Source organism: Wolbachia endosymbiont (group B) of Eucosma cana, from assembly GCF_947250645.1.
Classification (GTDB): domain Bacteria; phylum Pseudomonadota; class Alphaproteobacteria; order Rickettsiales; family Anaplasmataceae; genus Wolbachia.
Genome location: NZ_OX366334.1, coordinates 41,829 through 64,829 on the forward strand (window position 1 = coordinate 41,829; position 23,001 = coordinate 64,829).

The 23,001-nt window shown below is 33.4% G+C and carries 21 protein-coding genes, 1 tRNA gene, 2 other RNA genes and 7 pseudogenes; 20 read left to right on the forward strand and 11 right to left on the reverse strand.

Annotated features, from left to right (window positions below; translation table 11 throughout):
- Positions 1-4: 4 nt before the first annotated feature.
- Positions 5-253: a diacylglycerol kinase gene (locus OOK99_RS00205; protein ID WP_319803444.1), complete on the reverse strand. Its 249-nt coding sequence runs from the start codon at positions 251-253 to the stop codon at positions 5-7.
- A 13-nt stretch (positions 254-266) separates the two neighbouring features.
- On the opposite strand from OOK99_RS00205, the gene OOK99_RS00210 reads away from it, so the two are divergent.
- A protein-coding gene (locus OOK99_RS00210; protein ID WP_264719384.1) for an IS630 family transposase occupies positions 267-1,278 on the forward strand; the annotation gives its coding sequence in 2 pieces (ribosomal slippage) (positions 267-728 and positions 730-1,278; 1,011 coding nt in all).
- 17 nt (positions 1,279-1,295) lie between these two features.
- Here OOK99_RS00210 and OOK99_RS00215 read toward each other — a convergent pair.
- A pseudogene (locus OOK99_RS00215) lies at positions 1,296-2,134 on the reverse strand (transposase); the annotation flags it as partial.
- Positions 2,135-2,360: 226 nt separating this feature from the next.
- Here OOK99_RS00215 and OOK99_RS00220 point away from each other — a divergent pair.
- Positions 2,361-2,658, forward strand: a pseudogene (locus OOK99_RS00220) (IS982 family transposase); the annotation flags it as partial.
- A 161-nt stretch (positions 2,659-2,819) separates the two neighbouring features.
- On the opposite strand, the gene tldD reads toward OOK99_RS00220, so the two are convergent.
- Complete coding sequence (gene tldD / locus OOK99_RS00225; RefSeq protein ID WP_264719833.1) at positions 2,820-4,238, reverse strand: metalloprotease TldD; 1,419 nt, start codon at positions 4,236-4,238, stop codon at positions 2,820-2,822.
- A 62-nt stretch (positions 4,239-4,300) separates the two neighbouring features.
- Here tldD and OOK99_RS00230 point away from each other — a divergent pair.
- From OOK99_RS00230 to OOK99_RS00240, 3 genes are all read left to right on the forward strand, one after another.
- Positions 4,301-4,385 (forward strand) — tRNA-Leu (locus OOK99_RS00230).
- 61 nt (positions 4,386-4,446) lie between these two features.
- Positions 4,447-4,920 (forward strand): hypothetical protein, encoded by a 474-nt coding sequence (locus tag OOK99_RS00235; RefSeq protein ID WP_264330879.1) that lies wholly within the window; start codon positions 4,447-4,449, stop codon positions 4,918-4,920.
- A gap of 351 nt (positions 4,921-5,271) precedes the next feature.
- On the forward strand, positions 5,272-5,658 hold the full coding sequence (locus OOK99_RS00240; protein WP_007302338.1) for a hypothetical protein: 387 nt from the start codon (positions 5,272-5,274) through the stop codon (positions 5,656-5,658).
- A 5-nt stretch (positions 5,659-5,663) separates the two neighbouring features.
- Here the strand turns inward: OOK99_RS00240 and OOK99_RS00245 are convergent, their stop codons facing one another.
- Together OOK99_RS00245 and OOK99_RS00250 are read right to left on the reverse strand one after the other, a co-directional pair.
- On the reverse strand, positions 5,664-6,974 hold the full coding sequence (locus tag OOK99_RS00245; RefSeq protein ID WP_264719834.1) for a bifunctional folylpolyglutamate synthase/dihydrofolate synthase: 1,311 nt from the start codon (positions 6,972-6,974) through the stop codon (positions 5,664-5,666).
- Entirely contained in the window at positions 6,971-7,555 is a 585-nt protein-coding gene (locus tag OOK99_RS00250) for an MlaC/ttg2D family ABC transporter substrate-binding protein (RefSeq protein ID WP_264719835.1), read from the reverse strand. The genes OOK99_RS00245 and OOK99_RS00250 overlap by 4 nt, the downstream gene beginning before the upstream one ends.
- 117 nt (positions 7,556-7,672) lie before the next feature.
- On the opposite strand from OOK99_RS00250, the gene ssrS reads away from it, so the two are divergent.
- The 3 genes from ssrS (at position 7,673) to OOK99_RS00265 (ending at position 9,059) form a co-directional block, all read left to right on the forward strand.
- Positions 7,673-7,834, forward strand: a non-coding RNA gene (gene ssrS, locus OOK99_RS00255) — 6S RNA.
- 17 nt (positions 7,835-7,851) lie between these two features.
- On the forward strand, positions 7,852-8,313 hold the full coding sequence (locus tag OOK99_RS00260) for a type II toxin-antitoxin system RatA family toxin (protein WP_006013504.1): 462 nt from the start codon (positions 7,852-7,854) through the stop codon (positions 8,311-8,313).
- 53 nt (positions 8,314-8,366) lie between these two features.
- Positions 8,367-9,059 carry a thioredoxin domain-containing protein gene (locus OOK99_RS00265; protein ID WP_010403910.1) on the forward strand — a complete coding sequence of 231 codons (693 nt, stop codon included), beginning with the start codon at positions 8,367-8,369 and terminating at the stop codon, positions 9,057-9,059.
- A gap of 28 nt (positions 9,060-9,087) precedes the next feature.
- Here OOK99_RS00265 and OOK99_RS00270 read toward each other — a convergent pair whose 3' ends face one another.
- On the reverse strand, positions 9,088-9,366 hold the full coding sequence (locus tag OOK99_RS00270; RefSeq protein ID WP_007302334.1) for a DUF2671 domain-containing protein: 279 nt from the start codon (positions 9,364-9,366) through the stop codon (positions 9,088-9,090).
- 250 nt (positions 9,367-9,616) lie between these two features.
- On the opposite strand from OOK99_RS00270, the gene OOK99_RS00275 reads away from it, so the two are divergent.
- Positions 9,617-10,294 carry an O-methyltransferase gene (locus tag OOK99_RS00275; protein WP_264330884.1) on the forward strand — a complete coding sequence of 226 codons (678 nt, stop codon included), beginning with the start codon at positions 9,617-9,619 and terminating at the stop codon, positions 10,292-10,294.
- Here the strand turns inward: OOK99_RS00275 and OOK99_RS00280 are convergent.
- A complete protein-coding gene (locus tag OOK99_RS00280; RefSeq protein ID WP_006013494.1) occupies positions 10,266-10,919 on the reverse strand; it encodes a glutathione S-transferase family protein in 654 nt (217 codons plus the stop codon). The two genes, OOK99_RS00275 and OOK99_RS00280, sit on opposite strands and share 29 nt — an antisense overlap.
- Positions 10,920-11,122: 203 nt before the next feature.
- Positions 11,123-11,245: pseudogene (locus OOK99_RS07025) on the reverse strand (WPE palindromic element domain-containing protein); the annotation flags it as partial.
- Between the two features lie 109 nt (positions 11,246-11,354).
- On the opposite strand from OOK99_RS07025, the gene ffs reads away from it, so the two are divergent.
- From ffs to dnaN, 7 genes are all read left to right on the forward strand, one after another.
- Positions 11,355-11,453, forward strand: an RNA gene (ffs, locus tag OOK99_RS00290) — signal recognition particle sRNA small type.
- 16 nt (positions 11,454-11,469) lie between these two features.
- The gene (gene dnaX, locus OOK99_RS00295; protein WP_264719836.1) at positions 11,470-13,053 is read left to right on the forward strand and encodes a DNA polymerase III subunit gamma/tau; all 1,584 of its coding nucleotides are present in this window, start codon (positions 11,470-11,472) and stop codon (positions 13,051-13,053) included.
- Positions 13,054-13,074: 21 nt separating this feature from the next.
- Complete coding sequence (locus OOK99_RS00300) at positions 13,075-13,389, forward strand: YbaB/EbfC family nucleoid-associated protein (protein WP_006013488.1); 315 nt, start codon at positions 13,075-13,077, stop codon at positions 13,387-13,389.
- A 336-nt stretch (positions 13,390-13,725) separates the two neighbouring features.
- Positions 13,726-14,403, forward strand: coding sequence for a P44/Msp2 family outer membrane protein (locus tag OOK99_RS00305; RefSeq protein ID WP_264719837.1), 678 nt, complete (start codon positions 13,726-13,728; stop codon positions 14,401-14,403).
- Between the two features lie 303 nt (positions 14,404-14,706).
- Entirely contained in the window at positions 14,707-15,600 is an 894-nt protein-coding gene (locus tag OOK99_RS00310; RefSeq protein WP_264719838.1) for an RNA polymerase factor sigma-32, read from the forward strand.
- Complete coding sequence (locus tag OOK99_RS00315; protein WP_064085618.1) at positions 15,593-16,105, forward strand: invasion associated locus B family protein; 513 nt, start codon at positions 15,593-15,595, stop codon at positions 16,103-16,105. The genes OOK99_RS00310 and OOK99_RS00315 overlap by 8 nt, the downstream gene beginning before the upstream one ends.
- A 96-nt stretch (positions 16,106-16,201) precedes the next feature.
- Complete coding sequence (dnaN, locus tag OOK99_RS00320) at positions 16,202-17,353, forward strand: DNA polymerase III subunit beta (protein ID WP_010407054.1); 1,152 nt, start codon at positions 16,202-16,204, stop codon at positions 17,351-17,353.
- 1 nt (position 17,354) lies between these two features.
- On the opposite strand, the gene truA is transcribed toward dnaN, so the two are convergent.
- Complete coding sequence (truA, locus tag OOK99_RS00325) at positions 17,355-18,092, reverse strand: tRNA pseudouridine(38-40) synthase TruA (protein ID WP_264336495.1); 738 nt, start codon at positions 18,090-18,092, stop codon at positions 17,355-17,357.
- Between the two features lie 114 nt (positions 18,093-18,206).
- On the opposite strand from truA, the gene recA reads away from it, so the two are divergent.
- The 3 genes and pseudogenes from recA to OOK99_RS00340 all read left to right on the forward strand — a co-directional run.
- A complete protein-coding gene (recA, locus tag OOK99_RS00330; protein ID WP_264719839.1) occupies positions 18,207-19,274 on the forward strand; it encodes a recombinase RecA in 1,068 nt (355 codons plus the stop codon).
- A gap of 266 nt (positions 19,275-19,540) precedes the next feature.
- Positions 19,541-20,023, forward strand: a pseudogene (locus OOK99_RS00335) (transposase); the annotation flags it as partial.
- Positions 20,024-20,245 (forward strand): annotated as a pseudogene (locus OOK99_RS00340) (ATP-dependent zinc metalloprotease FtsH); the annotation flags it as partial.
- A gap of 110 nt (positions 20,246-20,355) precedes the next feature.
- Here the strand turns inward: OOK99_RS00340 and OOK99_RS00345 are convergent.
- A protein-coding gene (locus tag OOK99_RS00345; protein WP_214303219.1) for an IS3-like element ISWpi17 family transposase occupies positions 20,356-21,470 on the reverse strand; the annotation gives its coding sequence in 2 pieces (ribosomal slippage) (positions 20,356-21,197 and positions 21,197-21,470; 1,116 coding nt in all).
- Between the two features lie 71 nt (positions 21,471-21,541).
- On the opposite strand from OOK99_RS00345, the pseudogene OOK99_RS00350 reads away from it, so the two are divergent.
- Positions 21,542-21,877 (forward strand): annotated as a pseudogene (locus OOK99_RS00350) (ATP-dependent zinc metalloprotease FtsH); the annotation flags it as partial.
- 123 nt (positions 21,878-22,000) lie between these two features.
- On the opposite strand, the pseudogene OOK99_RS00355 reads toward OOK99_RS00350, so the two are convergent.
- Positions 22,001-22,994 (reverse strand): annotated as a pseudogene (locus OOK99_RS00355) (hypothetical protein).
- Positions 22,995-23,001 lie beyond the last annotated feature (7 nt).

Consider the following 23,001-nt stretch of genomic DNA (forward strand, 5'->3'; position numbering starts at 1 on the left):
ACATTCATATCAATATTATCATCCATGTTATCAAGAAGTTAATTAATGAGAGAAAAACTGCTGCACTACCTAGATCTTTCACTTTTTTTGAAAGTATATGTTGTTCACTGGAAATACGCTCAATTATTGCTTCAAAAGCAGTGTTAATAATTTCTACAATTAACACCAAAAATAGGCTACTTATACCAATTCCCGTTACACGGGAAACAGATAGACAATAATGGAAGAAAAGCCATAATGAAATAAGTGAAATAGTTTAGGTATAAATGGCACTCAGATCAAAATTATTGGATGAAGAAGTAGTAAAATCAGCAAAAGAGATGCTGAAGAAAGTAAGGAATAATGCATATGTTTCAAAAAAACTAAACGCTGTAATTGCAGCAAAAAAGTACAGTATAACGTCTGTAGCAAAAATATATTGCATTTCAAGAAAGGCACTAACTTCGTGGATAAAACTCTTGAAATTTGGCAGAGAAGAAAAACTGTTTGCTCCTCGATCACGCCGAAGAAAAACTAAATTAAATCAGGCTCAACTACAGCAAATTGAAGCATGGATAGAAGAAAACCCTAATATTACCATTAAAGAAATGAGAATAAGAATACAGGAAAAGTTCGACTTAAATATTAGCAAATCTACAGTACACCGCCATATGCAAAAGATGAAATTTTCATATATTACACCAAGACCAGTACACAACGTACAAGATAAAAGTAAACAAGAGGAATTCAAAAAAAAATCTCAATGAAGTTATTGGAAAGTATCCTGAAAAAGAGCTATTTTTCTTTGATGAATCAAGGTTTGGCACACATTCGAAAGTTGGGCATGGATGGTTTAAAAAAGGTACTAGAACTCGGGTTAAAATAAAGTTAGGTAGGCATAATTTTTATCTCTACAGTGCAGTTAATCCTAAAAATGGAGAGAGTTTTAGCTTATTTGCACCAAATGTTAACACTGATTGCATGAATATATTTCTTGAGCAAATGTTGCAATATCTAGGGACAAGAGAAGCTGTTCTTGTTATGGACTGTGCTAGTTGGCATAAGTCAAAAAATTTAAAGGTACCTAAAAACATTGAGATTATATACCTACCTCCATATTCACCTGAACTTAATCCTGTTGAGAGGCTTTGGTTATATATAAAACAGAACATTTTGCGCAATAAAATATACAGTACTATTGCTTTGCTTGAGAGCACTTTATGCAAATTTCTTACCTCTCTTGCTACTTCTACAATTAAACAACTCTGCTCTGTTTCCTATTTGACTCCACAACAATGAGAATTGGTATTACTCTGTAATACTTGCTCAGCACTAATTTTATCCTCTGGAATATTAGTTTTGACCAGTTCAACAATTTCTGATTCCTTTTGGAAGATCATGTGATTTTGCCAATTTATTAGCTTTTCTTCTTCTGGCTAGAGACTGCTCTTCAGTTAATTTATGACATATCATTCTTACTCTAATCTTTGCTTCTTTTCCCAACAACACCTTCATTTCTAAAAATAGCTTGTCTCCTAAACATTCCAATAATTCCATTTTTTGATTTGTTTCTATAGCATATACATTGGTATCAACGACTTATAAAATAAGCTCCCGTTCCATTGATCTGTTTAAAAGAACTTGAACCAAGGTCAGATATTAGCAACTTCTCCCTATAACCTTCTTACTCCCTCCGTTATGTTAAGTTGATCCAATGTCTGATTTAGGTAATCAAAAACTAATTTTAACTTTATTCCACACTTAGTGTTACTCTCATAACCTTTGTCCATAACCTTTATATAGATTTTCCATGCTGTTAGGCAAAGCTACTATCCAATGCTTTTAAATTGCTGCAAGATTCTACAATCAATTTGCAGGGTATTTTAAATAAAGCCATTGTACATTCTTTTCATAAATTCTACTGCTTCTTTAGTAAACCTGAAATCTAAACCCTGTTTCGTTATTATCACAGATTCTTCATTTAATAATTGGCACATTGTATCTATGATTCAGTTTGTAACCCCTATATTACCCAAAATTATAGCTTTTATGAATCATCAATTACTCAATTTTCTTTTCCTTTTCTGTTTCAATTATTTGCCATTTCATTGAAAAATTTGTTGAGGTAATTTGATAAGCAAGTTATTTTATTCATCATTAGTTCTCTCACTAAAATATATCCGAGAGAATTTTATATCTTCTTATCCTATCTTCTTCATACCTTTATTTCCTTAACTTGACCCTTATGCTTTTTTGAATGTTCCCGAATTGTGGTGGTTGCCATCCTTCTCCACATATGTCGTCATTACCAAACGTTCAATTTTTAATTTATCTAAAAGAGGGTAAACTCCAGTATTTTAGACATAATAGGAGGTTACCCATTGAATAAGAATGTAACAGAATTATTCTGTTTTGTAGATGATTATTGTAAAATGATAGACAAAAATTTTGCAGGTAGATTATTATCCAATGGTAAAAAACCTACAATAGTGCCAGAAATAACGCATTCCGAAATTATAACAATAATTTTGTTATATCAGCAATCTAAACTTTAAATCATTTTACATACGTTACTTACAGTTGCTGCATAAGTCAGACTTTTCCAGACTACCTTCTTATGATAGATTTATTGCGCTAAAACCTCGAGTTTTATGGTATTTAGCAATAAAGATCACCTATTGAATTCTATGATATTATTTTTTGTGAGATTGTTATACACGTTATGGCAAGAAAGGCAGAGAGATTTGTTAAGTAGTTTTTGCATCTATATGGGCTACTTGGATAATGGTTACAATGTTTGTACAATTGTACAGCATGAGCTGAGTTCGCTTAGCACTTATCTACATTTCAGTTCCACCAACAGTTATTGCATCGACCTTAAGTGTTGGCTGACCAACTCCAACAGGCACATTTTGCCCGTCTTTTGAGCACGTACCAACACCAGGATCTAACTTTAGATCATTACCAATCATTGATACTTTTTTTAGCACTGTTGGCCCATCACCAATTAGTGTTGCTCCTTTCACTGGCTGTGTAATTTTACCATTTTCTATTAGGTAAGCTTCTGAAGATGAGAAAACAAATTTTCCTGATGTTATATCAACTTGTCCACCACCAAAATTTACTGCATATAGGCCTCTTTTTACACTGGATATTATTTCTTCTGGTGCATATTTTCCTGCCAACATATAGGTGTTTGTCATGCGTGGCATAGTAACTTCTTTGTAACTTTCTCTTCTACCATTACCAGTTGGATTTACACCCATAAGTTTAGCGTTCATATGATCTTGCATATATCCTTTTAGAATTCCATCTTCTATAAGCACATTATAGCCAGGTAAAGTACCCTCATCGTCTATGCTAATAGAACCACGCAAATTAGGTAGAGTTCCATTATCAACTACAGTAATGTTACTGGCTGCCACCTGTTTACCCATAGAATTTGAAAATGCCGAGATTCCTTTACGGTTAAAATCACCCTCAAGTCCATGACCTACAGCTTCATGCAATAATATCCCTGGCCAACCTGAACCTAAAACAACTGTCATCTCTCCAGCCGGAGCTGGAATTGCCTCAAGATTTACTAGCGCTTGCTCTAACGCTTGGTTTGCAACTTCTTTCCACTTCTTCTCAGAAACAAATTTACTATAAGAGTCTCTTCCACCATGCCCTGCAGAACCTCTCTCAGCTCGGCCATTTTTCTCTACGATGACTAGTACATTAAAACGTACCAAAGGCCTAATATCGCTTAACCTGTGATCATCTTTTATTATTTGTACAACTTGCCATTCTCCATTTAGAGTTATTTTTACCTGCTTCACGCAATTATTCTTCGACCTTACATACTCATTAACCTCATTAAGTAGTTTAATCTTTGAGCTCAGGTCCATTTCATTTATGGGATTAATCGTTGAATACAGGCTTTTTGCCTCCTCATTTAAGTTTACTGAATTCGTTTTGCTTAAAGATGCTGAACTTTTTACCATGGAAGCAGCTTTACTAATTTCTTTTTCGCTAATCTCAGAAGAGCAAACAAAAGACGTACTATCTTCACAAAAAGACCTTAGACCAAATCCTCTTCTGATATTTAAATCCATATGTTTTAATATATTATCATCAAAAACTAGGGATTCTGATTGGCAAAACTCTAAAAATAGCTCACCACCATCACTATTGCTCAAAGCGTTGTTGACTATTTTATATACATTATTAATATTAACATTGTTCTGAGCAAAAAATATTTGATCTAGATTTGGCATTACCTTTAAGTTAAAAACTATTTGAGTATATTATTTTATTTTAACATAGTAAATCACAAAAAGCCCGGGTGGCGGAATTGGTAGACGCGCTAGCTTCAGGTGCTAGTAACTTTTCAAGTTGTGGAAGTTCAAGTCTTCTCCCGGGCACTCTGTATTGATTTTCAAGTCAATTAATGTTATGATATAATATGTATTTACTGTTAAGTTTATGAGTTATGAGAAAGAGGGGCTTATTTACAGAAAAAAAATACGAACTTATTCAAAACGCTTAGTTACTGCACTATCTATTGCTTCTTTGAGTGGGTACATAGCAGCATTAGCCCTAAATATTTCTTCCTTAAGCTTGTATTTTACTATTGTCAGCACTATGCTAAGTGCACTTTCTCTTGCTTTAAATATATGGTCATTAACTGATCATTTTAGGCAGTGTGGCCTTAATAAGCAACTCGATACCTCTTGGCAAGAGAAATTAATGAAGATCTGCCTCGACATTGCATCTAACGTTTCATTTTTAATAGGAGGAATTACATCTATATTACCTCTTGAATTTCCTATTATCCCCTTTATTTCCGTTGCTTTTTTTATTCTAGGTTGTACCTTTATGGCAACCAATTTCATTCGAACTATGATTAGTCAGCCGCAAATAGATGAAACCAAAACCTCAAAGTTAGTGATCATTTGAACATTCAATCTGCAATAGCTGCCTAATTATTACATGTTAATAACTTAGCTTATTTAACTTGACAAATTACGCCATCTCCCTTACTATGATAGCAAGAGTATTTACCCTTGTTTTTAATCTCCGCGGATTTAACAGCAAAATTCAGTAAAAAACTCAAATATTTATTGGCAAATTACATAAAAATTATAGCGGCTGCATGTCTTTTTTATTTTTTCTACATTCAGCCAAATCGCGCTTGTTAGTACATTATCAATTTAAATTATTAAAACTCGCTATACGGGGGTTCTTTTGTCTTTTTTTACTTAGTAAATTTCTTAATATTTGTAGCTAAAGTAATTTTAGAGAGCCAGCGTGGGACACACAACCGCACTAACGTTTATTTTTGAAGGTACTATTTATATAGATGAAATGTTCAAAAGTAAAGCATTTAAATATCTAATTCTTACTTCCCAAATTTCAAATTATCTTCCTCCTATTTTATTAATAGCAGGTTTGGTGTTACAGTACCAATCTAGTTGCGTAGACAGTAAAGTACTCATTGGATTTGCTATAGTACTAGGTTGTACTTTATTATTACAATTAGCAAGTGAGATCTACGAGAGAAAAGTTGTAAATCTTGTAAAAACTGAAGGAAGAGGTGATGAACAAAATGTACCTATAGGAGCATTAACCGAAAAGCCAAGCAGCATTGTAAATCCCGATAGTGTTCACGCTCATGGAAGAGAGCAAGTTGTGTAGTGCATTTATTGTTCTTGGATTAATTGATAGCTATTCTCCATACTCAAATCTCTGGCTAAAAATAGCGAGCCACAGATTAGTATGGTTTTGACGTTTTGTATAGAAGCTTTTAGTATGTGATTTGATATAGCATCTCTGATTGATTCACATTCGATAGCATTGATTCCTATATTATGAGCTCCTTCTCTAATTAAATCTGTACTTGTTGCTTTAGGTTCAGATTTAACACAAATCGCGCATAGTAGTTTGATATATGGCTTTAAGTGCTCTAAGAACTCTGCGACGTTTCTGTTACGAGTAACACCAAAGATCATATAGATACCTTCAGCAAAATTGTCTTTTACCCACTTAGCTAACACTCTGGCACCATCATTGTTGTGTGCACCATCTAGAAATAATTGCCAATCTTGTGGTAATAAAGAAATTAAATTACCTTCTTTTATAGACTCTAGCCGCGCAGGCCAATAAGTGCTTTGTAAACCTGAAGCAATGTCCTCTTCTCCAATATCAAATCCATATTTTCCACTCAAAATGCTACATGCTGCAATGGCGTTTCCTGCATTGATTATTTGGTGTTCACCCTTTAAAGATGGCAAAGAAAATTCTATTGATTGAATAGCCGATTGAAAGACCATTCTGTTATTCTGTTTTTCGCAATTCCACTCAAATCCTCCTCTATATAAGGGAGATTTTTTGTTTATTGCGTGTTGTTCTAGCGTGTTCATTATAGATTTTTCTTGTGGTGCTATTACGCAAGGAACATTAGGTTTCATTATTCCAGCCTTTTCACCTGCTATGGTTTCTACGGTAGGACCAAGATATTCTGTATGGTCAAGTGCAATGGAAGTGATGATCGTTAGAATCGGATTATCTATAACATTTGTTGCATCAAGCCTTCCACCCAGACCCACTTCAACTAAAGTAATATCAGCTTTATGACGAGAAAAAGCTAAGAAGGCTGCAGTCGTTGCGGCTTCAAATAGAGTGATGGGTTGTTCTGCGACTGCTATACGGCATTCTTCCAGTGAGTTATGTAATTCACTATCATCGATATCATTGCCTGCAACAACTATTCTCTCATTAAAATTCACTAAATGTGGAGAAGTGTACGTATGAACTTTATACCCTGCTGCTTGCATTATATATCTTATAAAGGATAGTGTTGATCCTTTGCCATTAGTGCCAGCTATGTGAATTATTGGCGGTATTTTTTTCTCGGGATTACCCAGTTTATTTAGAAAACTTTTTATGCGATCAAGAGAAAAATCCTTTGGCCTACTGCCAATCGGCTTAGGCCAATGAGGCATGTATATCATAAATTATTGTTACGTTTTAATTCATCTATTACACTTGCCATGCCATTCGTGTCGATCTTTTCACTAAATTGAGAACGTTGATTAATAGAAATACTTATTCCACTCATTACAACATCGTTTATTAAGAAAGAACTGTCACTTTTAGTAACTTTAAAGTCAATATTTGTAAATTCCTCATCACCATAAGAAAATCTTGTTCCTATCAGACAAGTTTCATCGTCAACTGCTTTTGTACTCATTATGATCATTTCACTATTATTTATGTATTTATACAAAATTTTAGCGCACAAGCGCGCGAGATATACTTCATATTCTTTTAGAAACTCTTCTTTTTCTTTCTGAGTAGATAAATTCCAATATTTCCCTATGACAAATCGAGATATTCCTTTGAGGTCAATATTATTCTGAATAATTTTCAGAAGTTCTTCTTGTACATGTTCTAGATTTTTTCTATTCCCTTTCATAGACGTGTTGTCTACTTGCTGCTTCATGGCAAGCACAAAAGTTTTGTGCCCTATACAATTCGCGTAAGCACTTGAGGAGATTACAATAAAAATGGTTAAGAACTTAATAAGATTCATAAGATATATTTATTAGCTATGATACTTAAAATGCAAAATTTAACAAAGGCAAAATAATGATCGCTAGTTTTAATATATCTATAGACATACTCTATATAAATAATCTATAATTAATTTAGGGGTCTGTGCTATGCGTTATGAGTTAAGTTAAATTTCCCGAGCGATAATTTCTGATCAAGGGAATTGCCTCTGTTAATTTCATTGAAATTAGTACGTGATGCCCACCTTAACTTTAGGTCTCAGGAATCTACTAAGACTGACGGTAGATATGGATCCCTTTTCCATTATTTAGGTTTATGTTACACCAATATAAAGAACAAGGTGTTTTTTTCTGTTCATCTCATGAGATATTTCAAGTTGTAATTGACGTTGAGAAGTATCCTGATTTTGTTCCTTGGTGCAAAGCTGTTTATATAAAAGAAAAAACTGATAGCCAAATGATTGTGGACCTCCTTGCAGCTTTTCATGGCATTAAAGGAAGTTACACATCAGAAGTGACCTTTCTTTCTCCAAATGGAGCAAATAAAAGTTGGATAAAAGCTGTGTCGTCAAATGGAATATTTAAACATTTATACAACGAATGGAAATTCACTCCTATAGATGAAAGTAAAACTATGGTAGAGTTCTATATAAAGTTTGAATTTAAATCCAATTTGTTTTCCGCCTTATTAAACTCAGTTTATAAATACACACAAAGTAAAATAATTGCTGCATTTAAAGACAGAGTAGAAAGTGTTGCCGAGAAAAAGTTATCTTGACATTATTTATATAAATGCATAAATTCTTTAATAAGTTAAGTGTTTCCATTGTAATGATTTTTAGATTATTGTTCTTACTTATTTTTATAAGTGTTAGTTCTTATGCAGCTATTGAACAAAACTTACCCAACACTCAAAAAACTGATGAAATAACATCAAAAGAACTACTGTCACTACTGCCTGATGATAAATTATTAGGTGATCCAAAAGCACCAATTTTAATGATAGAATATGCTTCGCTCACTTGTTATCACTGTTCTCTTTTTCATAAGAAAGTTTTTCCTAAAATCAAAGAAAAGTACATAGATACAGGTAAGATGTTATACATATTCCGTCATTTTCCTCTAGATTACAGAGGATTAAAAGCTGCAATGCTAAGTTATTGCTATGAAAAAGAAGAAGACTATTTTAATTTTAACAAAGCTGTGTTTAATGCAATAGACTCGTGGAACTACTCTAATTTTAGTGATTTAACTATACTACAAAAAATTGCTGCACTAAGCAATTTGAAGCAAGATGTATTTAACCAATGCATTAATGATAAAAAGATGATGGACAAAATTATAAATGATAAATCACTTGCAATTAATAAACTTGATATCACAGCTACTCCTGTATTCATCATCAAGCTTAACGATGACAAATCATATGTAGAGAATGGTAAAATCAAACATGAAGGGTATAGAGAGCTGGAATACTTCACTAATGTAATAGATGAGTTATATGGAAAAGCTATAGTGAAGTAATAACACTGTAGCTTACCATATAAAAACCCTATGCTGAATCATTATTTTTTGATACTGTTTGTTGCTTTTTACGCTCAAACTCTCTTTTTTTACTGTGCCAAGCATAATAATACATAGCAATTTTATTCTCTATTAATACTATCGTTCCATCATAAAATTGGACCATATCCATAACTTTTTTCTGAGCTTCGTTAAAGCGTTCTTTGTACTTCTCGCGATAAGCTGGATTGTGCAGTAATTTCACTCCTTCATTATTATTAGATTTCTTGCTTAACGTTTCAACTTCGTTAGCAATGTTATAAGACATATAACCCCCTCTAATTGATTATAAAAATTACATTTTAAGAGAGATGTAAATAAACGATCCCTTAATTCTAGTATAACAATTGGTTATTATACTGGTTAACTATAGTAAAATATATAATAATCTTTGTCACTTAAAATTTTACTTTATAAAATAACAACTTAAAATAAAAAAATTTATTATTCTTAACCCTATTGTTATATTTATAAATCTTATATAGATTAAACCTCCTTAGTTTATATTATAAAACTTAATGCGTCATAACTTTAGCAGAAAATCGTTGTACATAAGAAGCTTATTTGCAAAAGAGTATAAAAAAGTAGAAGAACATTGTACTCTTGATAAGAAACAACGTATTCAAATCACTCCTGAAGAAGGAAAATTATTAAATTTATTTATCAAAATCCATAAAGTTAAAAGCATAGTTGAAATTGGCACGTTATATGGTTATTCGTCAATTTGTATGGTAAAAGCTTTACCGAAAGATGGTCATATATATACAATAGAAAATAATCCTCAACACTCAAGAATAGCAAAAAAAAATTTTAGTGCTTTTAATCTAAGTGATAAAATTACTCTAATAGAAGGTGATGCACTGGAAAAAATTAATGAATTATCAGCAAAGGCACCATTTGACATGATATTCATCGATGCTGATAAAAGTAGTTATCCTAAGTATTTAGATTGGGCAGAGTCATACATTAAACAAGATGGGCTAATCGTTGCAGATAACACTCTATTATTTGATACAGTATTTTTAGAATCTCCTCCAAAAGAAGTATCAGAAAAGTCATGGCATGCTATGAGAGAGTTTAATGATAGATTGTCAGATGAAAAAAAATATTTCTCCATATTGATTCCTACTGACGAAGGAATGACTGTAGCTTTAAAACTAACGCAAGTTAAAAATCAAGGTCAGCGTAATGTCTAGGGGGAGTTAAGCCAAAAACTCTCTCTAATAATATTTCGCGAAAACAAGGCCTTGATTTAACAATGGAGTACCATTCTTTTAAAATCTTACTTTTTTCCCATGGGAAACTATTTACGTAGTCTATTATAGAAATATGTGATGCTAAAGTAATATCGGCTAAAGTGAACTTATCGGTTGCAAGCCAAACGTTCTTGTTAATTAAGTGTTCGATGTATTCCATATGGCAAGGCAGGTTATGCTGAGCTGCATGAAGAAATCTAGAGTCAGGGCTGCGGTTAGTAATTACTTTTTCATTCATAATATACTTAGTAACTTCATTGTAAAATTTGCTATCGAACCAATTGATTAAAGCGCGTATTTTAGACTTAATAATAGTTGATGAACCAAGTAATTTGACGTCACTATTGTAAGTCTCTTCTATATATTCACAAATGGCATTACTATCCGCTATTACAAAGTTATTATCTATTAATACTGGTACTTGTCCGATTGGATTGATCTCCATGAATTCATTCCGCTTTTCCCATGGATTTTCATATACCAAATCACAACTCAGCTTTTTTTCCTTGAGAAGAGCTCTAACTTTTCGTGAAAACGGACAAAGAGGAAAATGATATAAAATCATAATATTCCTCTTTTGTTATTCCAATACCTATATGTTGTCATTCCAGTACGTGACATTGGAATCCAGCTTATTTCATTATGGACATTACTTTTAACATATATTCCTAGAATCCATTGTCCATTGTGTAATTTCCAAATATTTTTATACTTGGATCCCAGTACAACTGTACGAACATTGTAGTTTGAGAGCAATCCCCACCGGAAGGGTGTCATTTCAGTGATTGACACTGGAATCCAGTTCTTATTATACAACAGCCTAATGTATTCATTTAAAATTAAGTTTTCTGGATCCCAGTGTCTGGGCACTGGGATGACAGAAGAAGAGTATTTTAGGTAACAGCTGTTTACTCCAAAGTAATGTTGCAAAAGGTCTAACATATAAATTATAAGACTAATATAGAATATACCTTGCTAAAAAAAAAAAAAAGTATAACCTTTTATAAGGTATGCAGGCAAAAATTCTGTAACTTGGTCAGGTCAGAAATGAAGCAACCATATCAGAATCTTTTTGGGTTGCATACCTATTTGTACTATTTGTTTTATTCTAGGCTATGAACATAGCATTAAAATATCGTCCTAGTAGCTTTAAAGATTTAGTAGGTCAAGATATATTGGTGCGTATACTAGAAAATGCTTTTACTCTCAACAAAATTCCACAATCTATACTGCTTTCTGGTAGCAGTGGAATTGGTAAAACCACCACTGCAAGAATAATAGCTTTATGTTTGAACTGCTCATTGGGGCCAACTTTTGAACCTTGTGGATCATGTACAAGTTGTCTGGCAATAAAAAATTCAAGCCATCCAGATGTAGTTGAAATCGATGCGGCAAGTCACACTAGTGTTGAGGATGTTAGAGCGATCTTGGGAGATATTTGCTATTTACCAATAAGTTCTAAATTTAAAGTTTACATTATAGATGAAGTACACATGTTATCCAGTAATGCATTTAATGCATTACTTAAAACTCTAGAAGAACCACCATCTAGCGTAAAGTTTATTCTGGCAACTACAGAAATAAAAAAGATACCAATAACTATTATTGCACGTTGTCAAAGGTTTGACTTACATAACATTCCTTCAGCTAAGATAATGGAGCGTTTAAATGATATTGCACAAAAAGAAAATTATTTTATTGAAAAAGAAGCATCGGAATTAATTGCGCACCACTGTAGCAATTCAATGCGTAACGCTTTATTTTTGATGAATCAAGCAGTGCTATATAGCAAAGATGGTACAATATCCACTCAAAGTGTTAAAGACATACTTGGTCTAGTAGATAGAAACGTTATATTTGATCTACTGGAAGCAGTATTAGATAGTGATTTACAGAAGGCTTTGTTAGTATTCGACAATGTGGTAAAAACAGCAAATCCGCTCAATATTTTTGAAGATCTACTGCAAACAATCCAGTTAATATGCCGTTTTTTAATTACAAAAGAGATTGATACAGAATATGAGAAGAGCAGAGTAAAAGATTTGAGTACAAAAAAGTCTTTAATATTTTTTTCGAGATTGTGGAAGGTGCTGCTTAAGGGTATTCAAGATATAAAGGTTTCAACATGCAATGAAATTGCCGCTGAAATGATATTAATTAGCCTTTGTTATCTTTCTGATTTGCCTTCTCCGGAACAGGTGATCAAAAAAATTCTTTCACAGAATGTAGAGCAAGGAAATAGACAGGGCAGACCTGTTGCACCTTCCCCCCCTGTCATCCAAGTAGCTGACTACTCGGATCCAAAAAAATATGTGGAAAAACCCCACTCTGTCATCCCAGTGCGTGACACTGGGATCCATGTGAAAAATAAACAACAAAATTACGATTTTGATAAGATTTTGCAACTATTAAGGCGGAGTAACCAAATTTATCTTTACAAACAACTGTGTAGTAATCTAAAATTAATAGATTGTAAATTTGGGTATTTAAAATTAAAAGCTGTGTCTAACTTGAACAGTAATTTTTGTAATGACTTGAAAAGTTACTTAAATCAAGCCACTAATCAGGAGTGGGTTATTATAGTTGATACGAGTTATATGAATAGGGAAGTGAGTAATTTAAATTATGCACCTGTAGTTAAGTATATATTAAATACGTTTAAAGGTGCAAAGGTAGTTAATATAGAAAATAAGGAGTAGGTTGTGGATTTCAGTCAAATAATGAAGCAAGCGCAAGAAATGCAAAAAAAGCTTGCGGAAGCCCAAGAAAAATATATTGGAAAAGAGTTTCAAGGTATTTCTGGTGGTGGCAAAGTTTCTGTATTAGTGGAAGTTATAAAAATAGGTGGCTATAAAGCTAAAAAGGTAAACATAGACTTAGAGCTTATGAGAAATGAAGAAAAAGACATAGTGGAAGATTTAGTGACAGCAGCGTTTAATGATGCCATTAAAAAAGCAGAAGAAGATATGGCAAATGCAACCTCTGATCTTGCAGGTATGATGGGGTTACCACCTGGATTTAAACTTCCTTTTTAAATTTACTACTGAAGTTTGCCTTAATGCAGTAACTAAGTGTTTTCCTTTTATACTAGTACTTCCATGAAGTACATTCATATTACTGCATGAATATGCAGCAATTCACAATGATGAATGCAGATCAGAAGATAAAAAGACATTAGTGAAATAGGTGTCAGAAGATCAAGAGTAAAAAAAGTAGAGTAACTCTATTTATTAATTAATAAAATCTTTGTATTTTCCTAAAAGTTAGTTAAGATACAGAAGGTTTTGTGTTATTAAGTTAGCACTTGACTTAACTTTAGTTATTATTTAGACTGCTAAAGTGGAATTTTAATTTTTTTAACGAGGGCAATTATGCATTATAAAAAGTTTTTTTCGGCAGCTGCTTTAGTGACGTTGCTAAGCCTATCAAACTCTGCTTTTTCATCAGATCCTATTGGTCCAATAAGTGATGAAGAAACTAGCTACTACGTTCGTTTACAATACAACGGTGAAGTTTTACCTTTTAAAACAAAGATTGATGGTGTTACATATAAATCAGGTAAGGAGAACAATAGTCCCTTAAAAGCATCTTTTCTAGCTGGAGGTGGTGCATTTGGTTATAAAATGGATGATATCAGGGTTGATGTTGAAGGACTTTACTCACAATTGAGTAAAGATGCAGATGTAGTATCTGATGACAAGGCTGCAGATAGTGTAACAGCATTTTCAGGATTGGTTAACGTTTATTACGATATAGCGATTGAAGATATGCCTATCACTCCATACGTTGGTGTTGGTGTTGGTGCAGCATATATCAGCAATCCTTCAAAAGCTGATGCAGTTAAAGATCAAAAAGGATTTGGTTTTGCTTATCAAGCAAAAGCTGGTGTTAGTTATGATGTAACCCCAGAAATCAAACTCTTTGCTGGAGCTCGTTACTTCGGTTCTTATGGTGCTAGTTTTGATAAGGCAGCTAAGGATGATACTGGTATCAAAAATGTTCTTTACAGCACTGTTGGTGCAGAAGCTGGAGTAGCGTTTAATTTCTAATCTATCTTTGTCTTATTATCCCAGTGGGTTTTTCTTGTCATTCAAGTAGCATGACACTGGGATCTAGAAAAAAGAAATGTGAATTCCAGTGTTTAAACACTGGAATAACACACTGTTTATTTTAAATTATATAGCCTATCATTACACATTAGTAATTTTAATTCTACATTCAGGTAGTTCTTGTTGAAGTTTAATGTTGCTAAGATCTTAATTAGATATAAAGTTATGCTTTTTTTAATTAAAGCTTGAATTTTTCACTAAAAATCAATATATTATATACATGGAGTTTTAATTTAAATTATTATGTTGACCCCAGTAGCGAATTTATCTGTTAATAGTAGCACTAATCTCATGCAATATATTGCTGAAGTGCGAAAATTTCCTATGCTTTCCCAAGAAGAGGAAGTGCGATTAGCAAAAAATTGGCAAGAATACCAGGATATTTCTTCTGCTCACAGGTTGATTACTAGCCATTTGAATTTGGTAGTAAAAATTGCAATGAAATTTAAGAATTACGGGCTATTGTTGATGGACCTAGTCATGGAAGGAAATATGGGTTTAATGCATGCAGTGAAAAAGTTTAATCCCGATTTAGGGTTTCGTTTTTCAACTTATGCAGTATGGTGGATTGAAGCTTCAATGAAAGACTTTATATTAAAATCTTGGTCACTTGTAAAAATAGGTACAACGCAAGCACAAAGGAGATTGTTTTTTAGTTTACGAAAAATAAAAAAAAGAATTTTACAATACACAAACAGAGAAACTTTGAGTAACGAAGAAATAAAAGCAATATCAAATGAGCTTTCTGTATCTGAAGAAGATGTTGTACAAATGAACTATCGTTTGGCTTGTAAGGATCAGTCGTTAAATAATTGTATAAAAATAGGTGATGACTCTAAAAAGGAGTTACAAGATATGATTCCGTGTAATTTAGTTAGTCAAGAAGTAGCTTACCAGAATCATGAAGAAAAGGCATTAAAAGAAACAATTTTAAGCAATGCGCTGGCAAGTCTTAATGAAAGATCAAGAGACATTTTCATTAGCAGATATTTATCTGAAAGTACTCAGACTTTGGATGAGCTTAGCAAAAAATATTGTGTTTCAAGAGAAAGAATAAGACAATTGGCTAAGCAAGCAATGAGTAAGGTAAAACAACATGTAAAATCAGAGAGTTTGAAACTTGGTTTACATGCGTAGTCTTTTTGTATTTCTAATACTTTTTTCAATAGGTACTCTTGCATCGGTTAGTAACGTACAACTGAAGGAAAAATATAAAGATTGGCTTGTGTACACTGCATTGGAAGATGGTGAAAAAGTGTGTTACATTGTATCTCATCCTAAGAAAAAAAGTGAACATTATACAGCTGACCGCAAGCCGTATGTAATGGTCAGTTACGTTGATAAAAAAGCAGATGAGGTGAGCGTCACTTCTGGCTTTCAGTATAATAATGAGCCTGTAGTTCTCAATATCGATAAAAAAATTAAATATCAATTGCCAATAATACAGGGAAGTCTTGCGTGGACAGATGATACAAAAATGGACCAAGATTTGATTCTAAAAATGAAGCAGGGATTATCAATGGTAGTTAATGGAAAAGTAAAAACAGCAAATGTTGATGATACTTATTCCTTGCTTGGCTTTCAAAAAGCGTACCAAAAAATGCATGACTTATGCCATACAAAGCAAATTATTGATCACTAAAGTATAAGATAGGCTGTTTTGTCTCTCAGACAAAAATATGGATATCACTTTACATAGAATATGAATATCATTTAAAATATATTTTTGAGAATTAATATGTCAAAAATTGTAGATATAGGAATCAAAGAACAAAGTTCTGTGTGTGAACAAATGCGTTTTAGTGTAAGTCGTGCAAGCCTTTTAAATACGCTATCCAGGGTAAGTGGAGTGGTTGAAAGGCGCAACGCGATAGATGTTTTAGCGTGTATAAATATCAAAGCACAACATGGCAGCATAAAATTGAAGGCTACTGATCTTGACATTTCAATATTTGCCTCACTTACTGCAAATGTATCAGCAGAAGGAGAAGTGAAAATCTCAGCACATACTTTACATGACATAGTGAAAAAATTGCCAACTAATTTGGATGTCAATTTCGAAATGAATAATCAAGGAAAATTATTGATATCCTGTGGAAATGCAAATTTTTCTTTACCGAACGTAGTTTCAAATAACTTCCCTGTTCTTGAAGAAGGTGATCATCAATACGATTTCACTCTACTAAGTGCAGATTTGGTAGACTTGTTGACTAAAACGAAGTTTGCTGTGTCGCTGGATGATACAAGGTATAATTTAAACGGGATATATCTGCATACAGATGAGCAATTTCTGTACTGCGTTGCAACTGATGGCCACCGTTTATCATGTATAAAAAGGCCTAAACCTGAAGATATCAACGGAGAATTTGGGGTGATCATTCCACGTAAAACTATCATGGAACTGTTGAAAGTATTGGGTGATTGTAATGAGATAAATATAAAACTTTCAGATAGAAAAATCAAATTTACATGTGGTGAGTATATTCTAATATCAAAATTGATAGATGGGACTTTTCCAGATTACAAAGCTGTCATTCCAACGTCTCAAGATAAACAAATGATTGTTGAGAGTAGCAAACTTGCTAGTGTTATAGACCGAGTTTCCGTTGTTGTGTCCGATAAAATAAAATCAATTAAATTTTCATTGCAAGAGAATTTATTAACTCTACATTCAAATTCCCAAGAGTGCAGTGATGCGACTGAGTCTATAGAGGTGGATTACGATGGAGCTCTTATGGAAGTAGGATTTAATTCTCGTTATTTGCTTGATGCTTTATCTTGTATAAAAAACAAATGTAAGGTCAGCCTATCAGATGGTAATAGCGCTACAATTATCACTGATGAAGATGATCCAAGTGCACTATACATAGTGATGCCAATGAGGACTTAAGCTAGTAATCTATCTTTACTAAGTATAAGCCGTGAGGCGGCGCAGTGACCCCAGCGGCGTTTCTTTTGCATTGACTTAATATATTTAACATTTCTTGTGGATTAGTTCTATTTTTTCCAAATTCAACTAAAGTGCCAACAATAATCCTCACTTGGTTATGCAAAAAGGAAATCGCAGATATTTTGATGTATATGTGACTTCCATTTTGTACTATATCAATATCATCGATTGTTCTGACCGGATTTGTAGCTTGACAATCTTTTGAGCGGAAGCTTGAAAGATTATGTTTTCCAAGCAGGTGTCTAGCAGCTTCACGCATGATGTTTACGTCAAGTGGGTTAAATACTTGCCACACATAACCGATTTCCAGAGCTGCAGGAGCGTAGCGATTAATTATTCTATATTCATAATATCTTTTTTTTGCTGAAAATCGCGCATGAAATGCATCATCTACGGCTTCTGCACTAAGCACAACTATAGGAATCGCTTTTAAGTGATAGTTTATTCCATTTCTTATTCTGTAAAGCTCAAATTGCCTTTCCATATTGAAATGAGCAACTTGCCCTAAAGCATGAACCCCTGTGTCAGTTCTGCCACCACAATGCAAAGAGACTCTCTCGCCACTGAAATTAAATATAGCGTTTTCTATGGTTTCCTGAATTGAGTTAGCAGAGTGTTGTTGCTTTTGCCAGCCAGAGAAACCACTACCATTGTATTCTATCGTTATTTTGTATCGCACTACAAAGTCTATCTATCTAATTTTAGGTAACTAACGTTCTTCGTTATTAAAAAACCCTTGGCAGATTGGTTGCGTTCAATTACCATGGAGACTATACAAGTTAATAAATGATCCATGGCACATAATCCAGAAGAAAGAAATAATGATAAGCAAAAAGCACTAGATAATGCAATAAGTCAAATTGAAAAAGCATTCGGTAAAGGTGCAATAATGAAGCTAAAGCAAAACCCTGTAGAAAAAATAGACACGATATCTACAGGGTCGATTGCACTTGATTCAGCTCTGGGTGTTGGGGGATTGCCAAAAGGACGTATAATTGAGATATTTGGCCCTGAGAGTTCTGGTAAAACTACCCTTGCTTTGCATGTAATTGCTGAAGCACAGAAAAAAGGAGGTTTATGTGCATTTATCGATGCGGAGCACGCACTGGATGTTATATATGCTCGTAAACTTGGAGTAAACACCGATGATTTAGTGATTTCACAACCAGACACTGGAGAACAAGCGTTGCATATTGTTGAGTATTTAGTATGTTCTGGTGCAGTTGATGTAATAGTTATTGACTCTGTTGCAGCACTAACTCCAAGAGCTGAAATTGAAGGAGATATGGGCGACCAGCACATGGGACTACAAGCAAGACTTCTAAGTCATGGGCTACGAAAGCTCACCTCTGCAGTTTCAAAAGCAAACTGTATATTGATATTTATTAACCAAATTCGTATGAAAATAGGAGTAGTATATGGAAATCCTGAAACTACCACCGGTGGGAATGCGTTAAAATTCTATACTTCTATAAGACTTGATATAAGAAAAATTGGTGCAATAAAGGATAAAGAGAATATTACGGGTAATGAAACGAGAGTTAAAGTTGTAAAAAATAAAGTCGCTCCTCCATTTAGAGAGGCAAAATTTGATATAATGTATAATGAAGGCATATCAAAACTTGGGGAAATAATAGATATAGGAGCAAAACTTGGTGTCCTTGAAAAGGCAGGCGCTTATTATTCATATAACAATACGCGTCTTGGCCAAGGAAGAGAAAATGTAAAAAGTTACCTCAAGGCAAACAAAGAAATTGCAAATGAAATAGAAACAAAAATCAGAGATTTATTTAAAAATCACGATAACTCTATTGCAATAGAAGAGGAGCGTGAACAACTTCTAGAAGAATCAGTATTCTAATCTAGAGCAGCAGAATAGCAAAATAAGATAGACAAAAACATAGGAACAAATGGTGTCATGAAAGTAGATGATACTAAAGAGGCTATTTGAATAGAAAGAAATGGGTGTCATGCCAGTGCCTAGACACTGGCATCTACCGTCTTAAACATTAAGATAAAAATTATTGTTTTTTATCATACCATTTAAACAAATGATGGGGAACGTTCAAAAAACTGCGTCAAAGCGAGAAGTAAAAATAAAATAGAAACAAAAAATGGAGATTTGACATGAGTCAAGTAAATGGAACTACTGGATTGGTAGACTATAAAGAATTAGAAACAAATATTCTATCATCTATACGGGACCATTGATGGGGAGAGATGGTAACAAGGCTACTGGAAGCGAGTCTGGAAGGTACCATTTACCCACTGAAAGAGAAGAGAAGAAACGGAAAAAACTTTGAGGACAAATATTTGAACTTTTGACACCAAGAGATAGAGAGCGAACCACAGATAGTGAAAAAAAAGGTAAACAACTGAACTTGAGGCAAAAAATATCTGCAGCAGAGATATCTGGAATTACAGATAAATTACTACCTATAATCAATGAATGGTGTAGTCGTCCACTACAATCAATATATCCGATAGTATTCATGATTTTTTAAGGTGAAAGAAGACGGTTGTTGTGTAAGTAAGTGCATGTATAACATATTGGGTATAGATCAAGAAGGCAAAAAGGATGTATTGGGTTTTTATTTGGCTGAAAGAGATAATATGCCTCCTTCTGATCCTATACACAAAGCAACAATTATTCCACGTGGTAGAGCACTCGGTTTAGTTATGAGACTACCAGAAACAGATAGAGTGTCCCTCACAAGAGAAAAGATGCTAGCAGATATAACTGTTGCAATGGGTGGACGTGTGGCAGAAGAGCTAATTTTTGGCTATGATAAAGTCACAAGCGGCGCATCCTCAGATATAAAACTAGCATCTATAATGCACCCATTTGTCTAGACCATTTTTTTCAAAGTGATCCGATTTTTAAAATGAATATGTTGATAAATACGTCGACACACATTTAAAGTATTTATCAATATATTCATTTACTGTTTATGATAATAAAGATCAGCAGGAACTTTATAATGTAGAGTCTGATGTCGCCTTCTATAGTTATACCAAGCAACAAAATCATTTATTATAAGATTTAAATCTCTGATACTATTTGGTCTATAATAATATATAGCTTCTTGCTTTAAAGTTCTCCATAAGCGCTCAACAAATATATTGTCGAAGCAACGTCCTTTATGGTCCATACTGATTTTAATATTAGCACGCTCTAATTCCATAATAAAGTTGTAGCTAGTAAACTGCACCCCCTGATCACTATTAAAAATCTCAGGTTTACCTTGTTTTAGAGCTTCTTTGAGAGTATAAAGGCAAAATCCAGCATCGAGATATGGTGATAATGAATGAGCAATAATATAGCGACTATACAAGTCCATTATTGCCACAAAATAGATAAACTTACCTTCTACCATAATATATGTTATATCAGTAGCCCATACCTGATTAACTCTACAAATAATCAAATCTTTGAGTAAATAAGGATATATTTTATGCTTTTTTTCTTTAATACTTGTATTACATCTTTTTCTACAATACAGCCCACTAATCTTCATTTTTTTCATAATTCTTAAGATTTTTTTGTGATTGACTACTACTCCACTCGCTATGATTTCAGCAGTAATTTTACGATATCCATAACGGCAATCAGAAGCCAAATATACTTCTTGAATCAAATTTGCTACTTCACTTTCGTTATTAATTATAGGCCTATAATATAGGCTAGATCTGCAAATCCCCAATAAATCAGCCTGTTTCCTAATTGACAGATCAGAATCTTTTTCTATAAACCTTACTCTATCTTTTTTGCTTATTTCAGTAATTTTTTTTTCAAATAGCTATTTTCCACTGTCAATTCTCCTATTACTTTATGTAAACTTTCTATTTCTTGCGCTAAGATTCTTTGTTTTCTCGCACTTTCACTTTCTTCAACAAATAGGTCTTTTAACCTTGCCAATACTCTATCACGCCAATCATATAGATTTGTTGATGGTATTTTATATTCACTACATATCTCAGCTGTGCTTTTTTGATTTTTTATTGCTTCCAAAGCTATCTTTGCTTTTAACTCTGGTTCATATTTTTTTGTTGCCATACTTTTACCCCTTTACCTTCCTACTCGGATCAACCATTTTTTTTTGGTCTAGTTTATGGGGTGCATTATAATCAGATTTATCACGTGCTATGGTGACAAAATGGGGAATGAGCGACAAAATAGGGCCAATATATCACAATCGTGAACAAATCACACATGATTCTGAGACAATTTCTGAAGATACGTTAAGACTTATAGATGAGGAAATAAAGAAAGTTGTATTTTCTTGCTATGAAAAAGCAAAAGACATTTTAACCAAGCGTAGGAAAGACTTGGAGCTCATTGCTGAAAATCTACTGGAGTTTGAAACTTTAACAGGAGATGAAATAAAAGACATATTAAGTGGAAAAAAAATTGTTAGAAATGAAAATGAAGGTAAAGAAGAGATAAGAAGATCCTCTCTCTAATTAGATCTGACTTTGATTTAACTGCTAAAATAAAAATCTTCAACCAGAATCTAAACTACAAAGCTATAATTAAACCTCTGCATTTTACCAATGAACTTCCTTGAACATTTCTCCAATTTTTTTCTAAATAACTCTTTGCCTATTTAAATAAGTATGTTCAGTATTAGAGCTTTCCAGACCGCTACTAGGAGAAAGCTTGACCTTTAAACATCTCTATTAGCTTTAATAAAGGAGCAGTTCTTGCTACAATGGCTCCTATAACAGCAGTAGCACCCATGATGAGAAGAATCGGTTCTGCAGTGGTGATTACACAAAGCTCAATACATAAACCAGCAATGACCATACCAACCATTGTACCAATGAAAGCACCTACAATTATGGACGAAACTACAACAATTAATTGTCCTATTTTTGAACTAAGTGGTACTTCTCTTTCACGTCTAACAAAATTTGGCCGCATTCGCCTTCCCGCTCTTCTTCTTTCTCTCATTATTGTATATTCATCCCTATTTTCGGAGAGATTTAGTGATACTTCACTTGGCTGCATTTGTTCTCCTGGTCTTCTTATACTTTCACTCCTGTTTCCAGAGAATAGTTCTCTGTCAGCTGCTCTATCAAGATCTCTGATGTTATTTAGTATCTCTTGCGTTCTTTGCCTTACTATATTTTCATCCCTGTTGCTAAGGAGAACTCTCCGAGGTTGATTTAGAATATGATCTAATCTCTCATAGTTCCTTGCCCTTCTTTCATTCACGTTTTCAAAGAAGTGGAAATTCAGAAATGTTTCTCTTTCACCTCCAACATAACCTCTTGAATTTCGCTTTGATCTTCCTCCAACATCCTTAATTGTCTTTTCAAATTTTAATAGCGACTTGTTGTTTAGTCTAACATGATTCTGAGAATCACAAGCAACGATCCAGTCTAAAATTGGCATTTTTTGACTATCAAATCCTGTACCATGTTCTATATCATCATTAATGTGTTCTTTTAGTTTTTTAATTATCTCTACTGCTCTTAGCTCCATAGTTTCTATGATACTATCTTCACTTTCTACCAGTATATTGAAAACAATTCCTAATAACTCCTGTTGTAAATCCTTTCGTTCTTTAATATTCATAATTAGC

Coding starts and splice junctions, on each gene's coding strand:
- tldD (WP_264719833.1), bottom strand. CDS start 4,238: ATGCCAAATCTAGATCAAATATTTTTTGCTCAGAACAATGTTAATATT.
- OOK99_RS00235 (WP_264330879.1), top strand. CDS start 4,447: ATGAGTTATGAGAAAGAGGGGCTTATTTACAGAAAAAAAATACGAACT.
- OOK99_RS00245 (WP_264719834.1), bottom strand. CDS start 6,974: ATGATATACATGCCTCATTGGCCTAAGCCGATTGGCAGTAGGCCAAAG.
- OOK99_RS00250 (WP_264719835.1), bottom strand. CDS start 7,555: ATGAATCTTATTAAGTTCTTAACCATTTTTATTGTAATCTCCTCAAGT.
- OOK99_RS00260 (WP_006013504.1), top strand. CDS start 7,852: ATGTTACACCAATATAAAGAACAAGGTGTTTTTTTCTGTTCATCTCAT.
- OOK99_RS00265 (WP_010403910.1), top strand. CDS start 8,367: ATGATTTTTAGATTATTGTTCTTACTTATTTTTATAAGTGTTAGTTCT.
- OOK99_RS00270 (WP_007302334.1), bottom strand. CDS start 9,366: ATGTCTTATAACATTGCTAACGAAGTTGAAACGTTAAGCAAGAAATCT.
- OOK99_RS00275 (WP_264330884.1), top strand. CDS start 9,617: ATGCGTCATAACTTTAGCAGAAAATCGTTGTACATAAGAAGCTTATTT.
- OOK99_RS00280 (WP_006013494.1), bottom strand. CDS start 10,919: ATGATTTTATATCATTTTCCTCTTTGTCCGTTTTCACGAAAAGTTAGA.
- dnaX (WP_264719836.1), top strand. CDS start 11,470: ATGAACATAGCATTAAAATATCGTCCTAGTAGCTTTAAAGATTTAGTA.
- OOK99_RS00300 (WP_006013488.1), top strand. CDS start 13,075: ATGAAGCAAGCGCAAGAAATGCAAAAAAAGCTTGCGGAAGCCCAAGAA.
- OOK99_RS00305 (WP_264719837.1), top strand. CDS start 13,726: ATGCATTATAAAAAGTTTTTTTCGGCAGCTGCTTTAGTGACGTTGCTA.
- OOK99_RS00310 (WP_264719838.1), top strand. CDS start 14,707: ATGTTGACCCCAGTAGCGAATTTATCTGTTAATAGTAGCACTAATCTC.
- OOK99_RS00315 (WP_064085618.1), top strand. CDS start 15,593: ATGCGTAGTCTTTTTGTATTTCTAATACTTTTTTCAATAGGTACTCTT.
- dnaN (WP_010407054.1), top strand. CDS start 16,202: ATGTCAAAAATTGTAGATATAGGAATCAAAGAACAAAGTTCTGTGTGT.
- recA (WP_264719839.1), top strand. CDS start 18,207: ATGGCACATAATCCAGAAGAAAGAAATAATGATAAGCAAAAAGCACTA.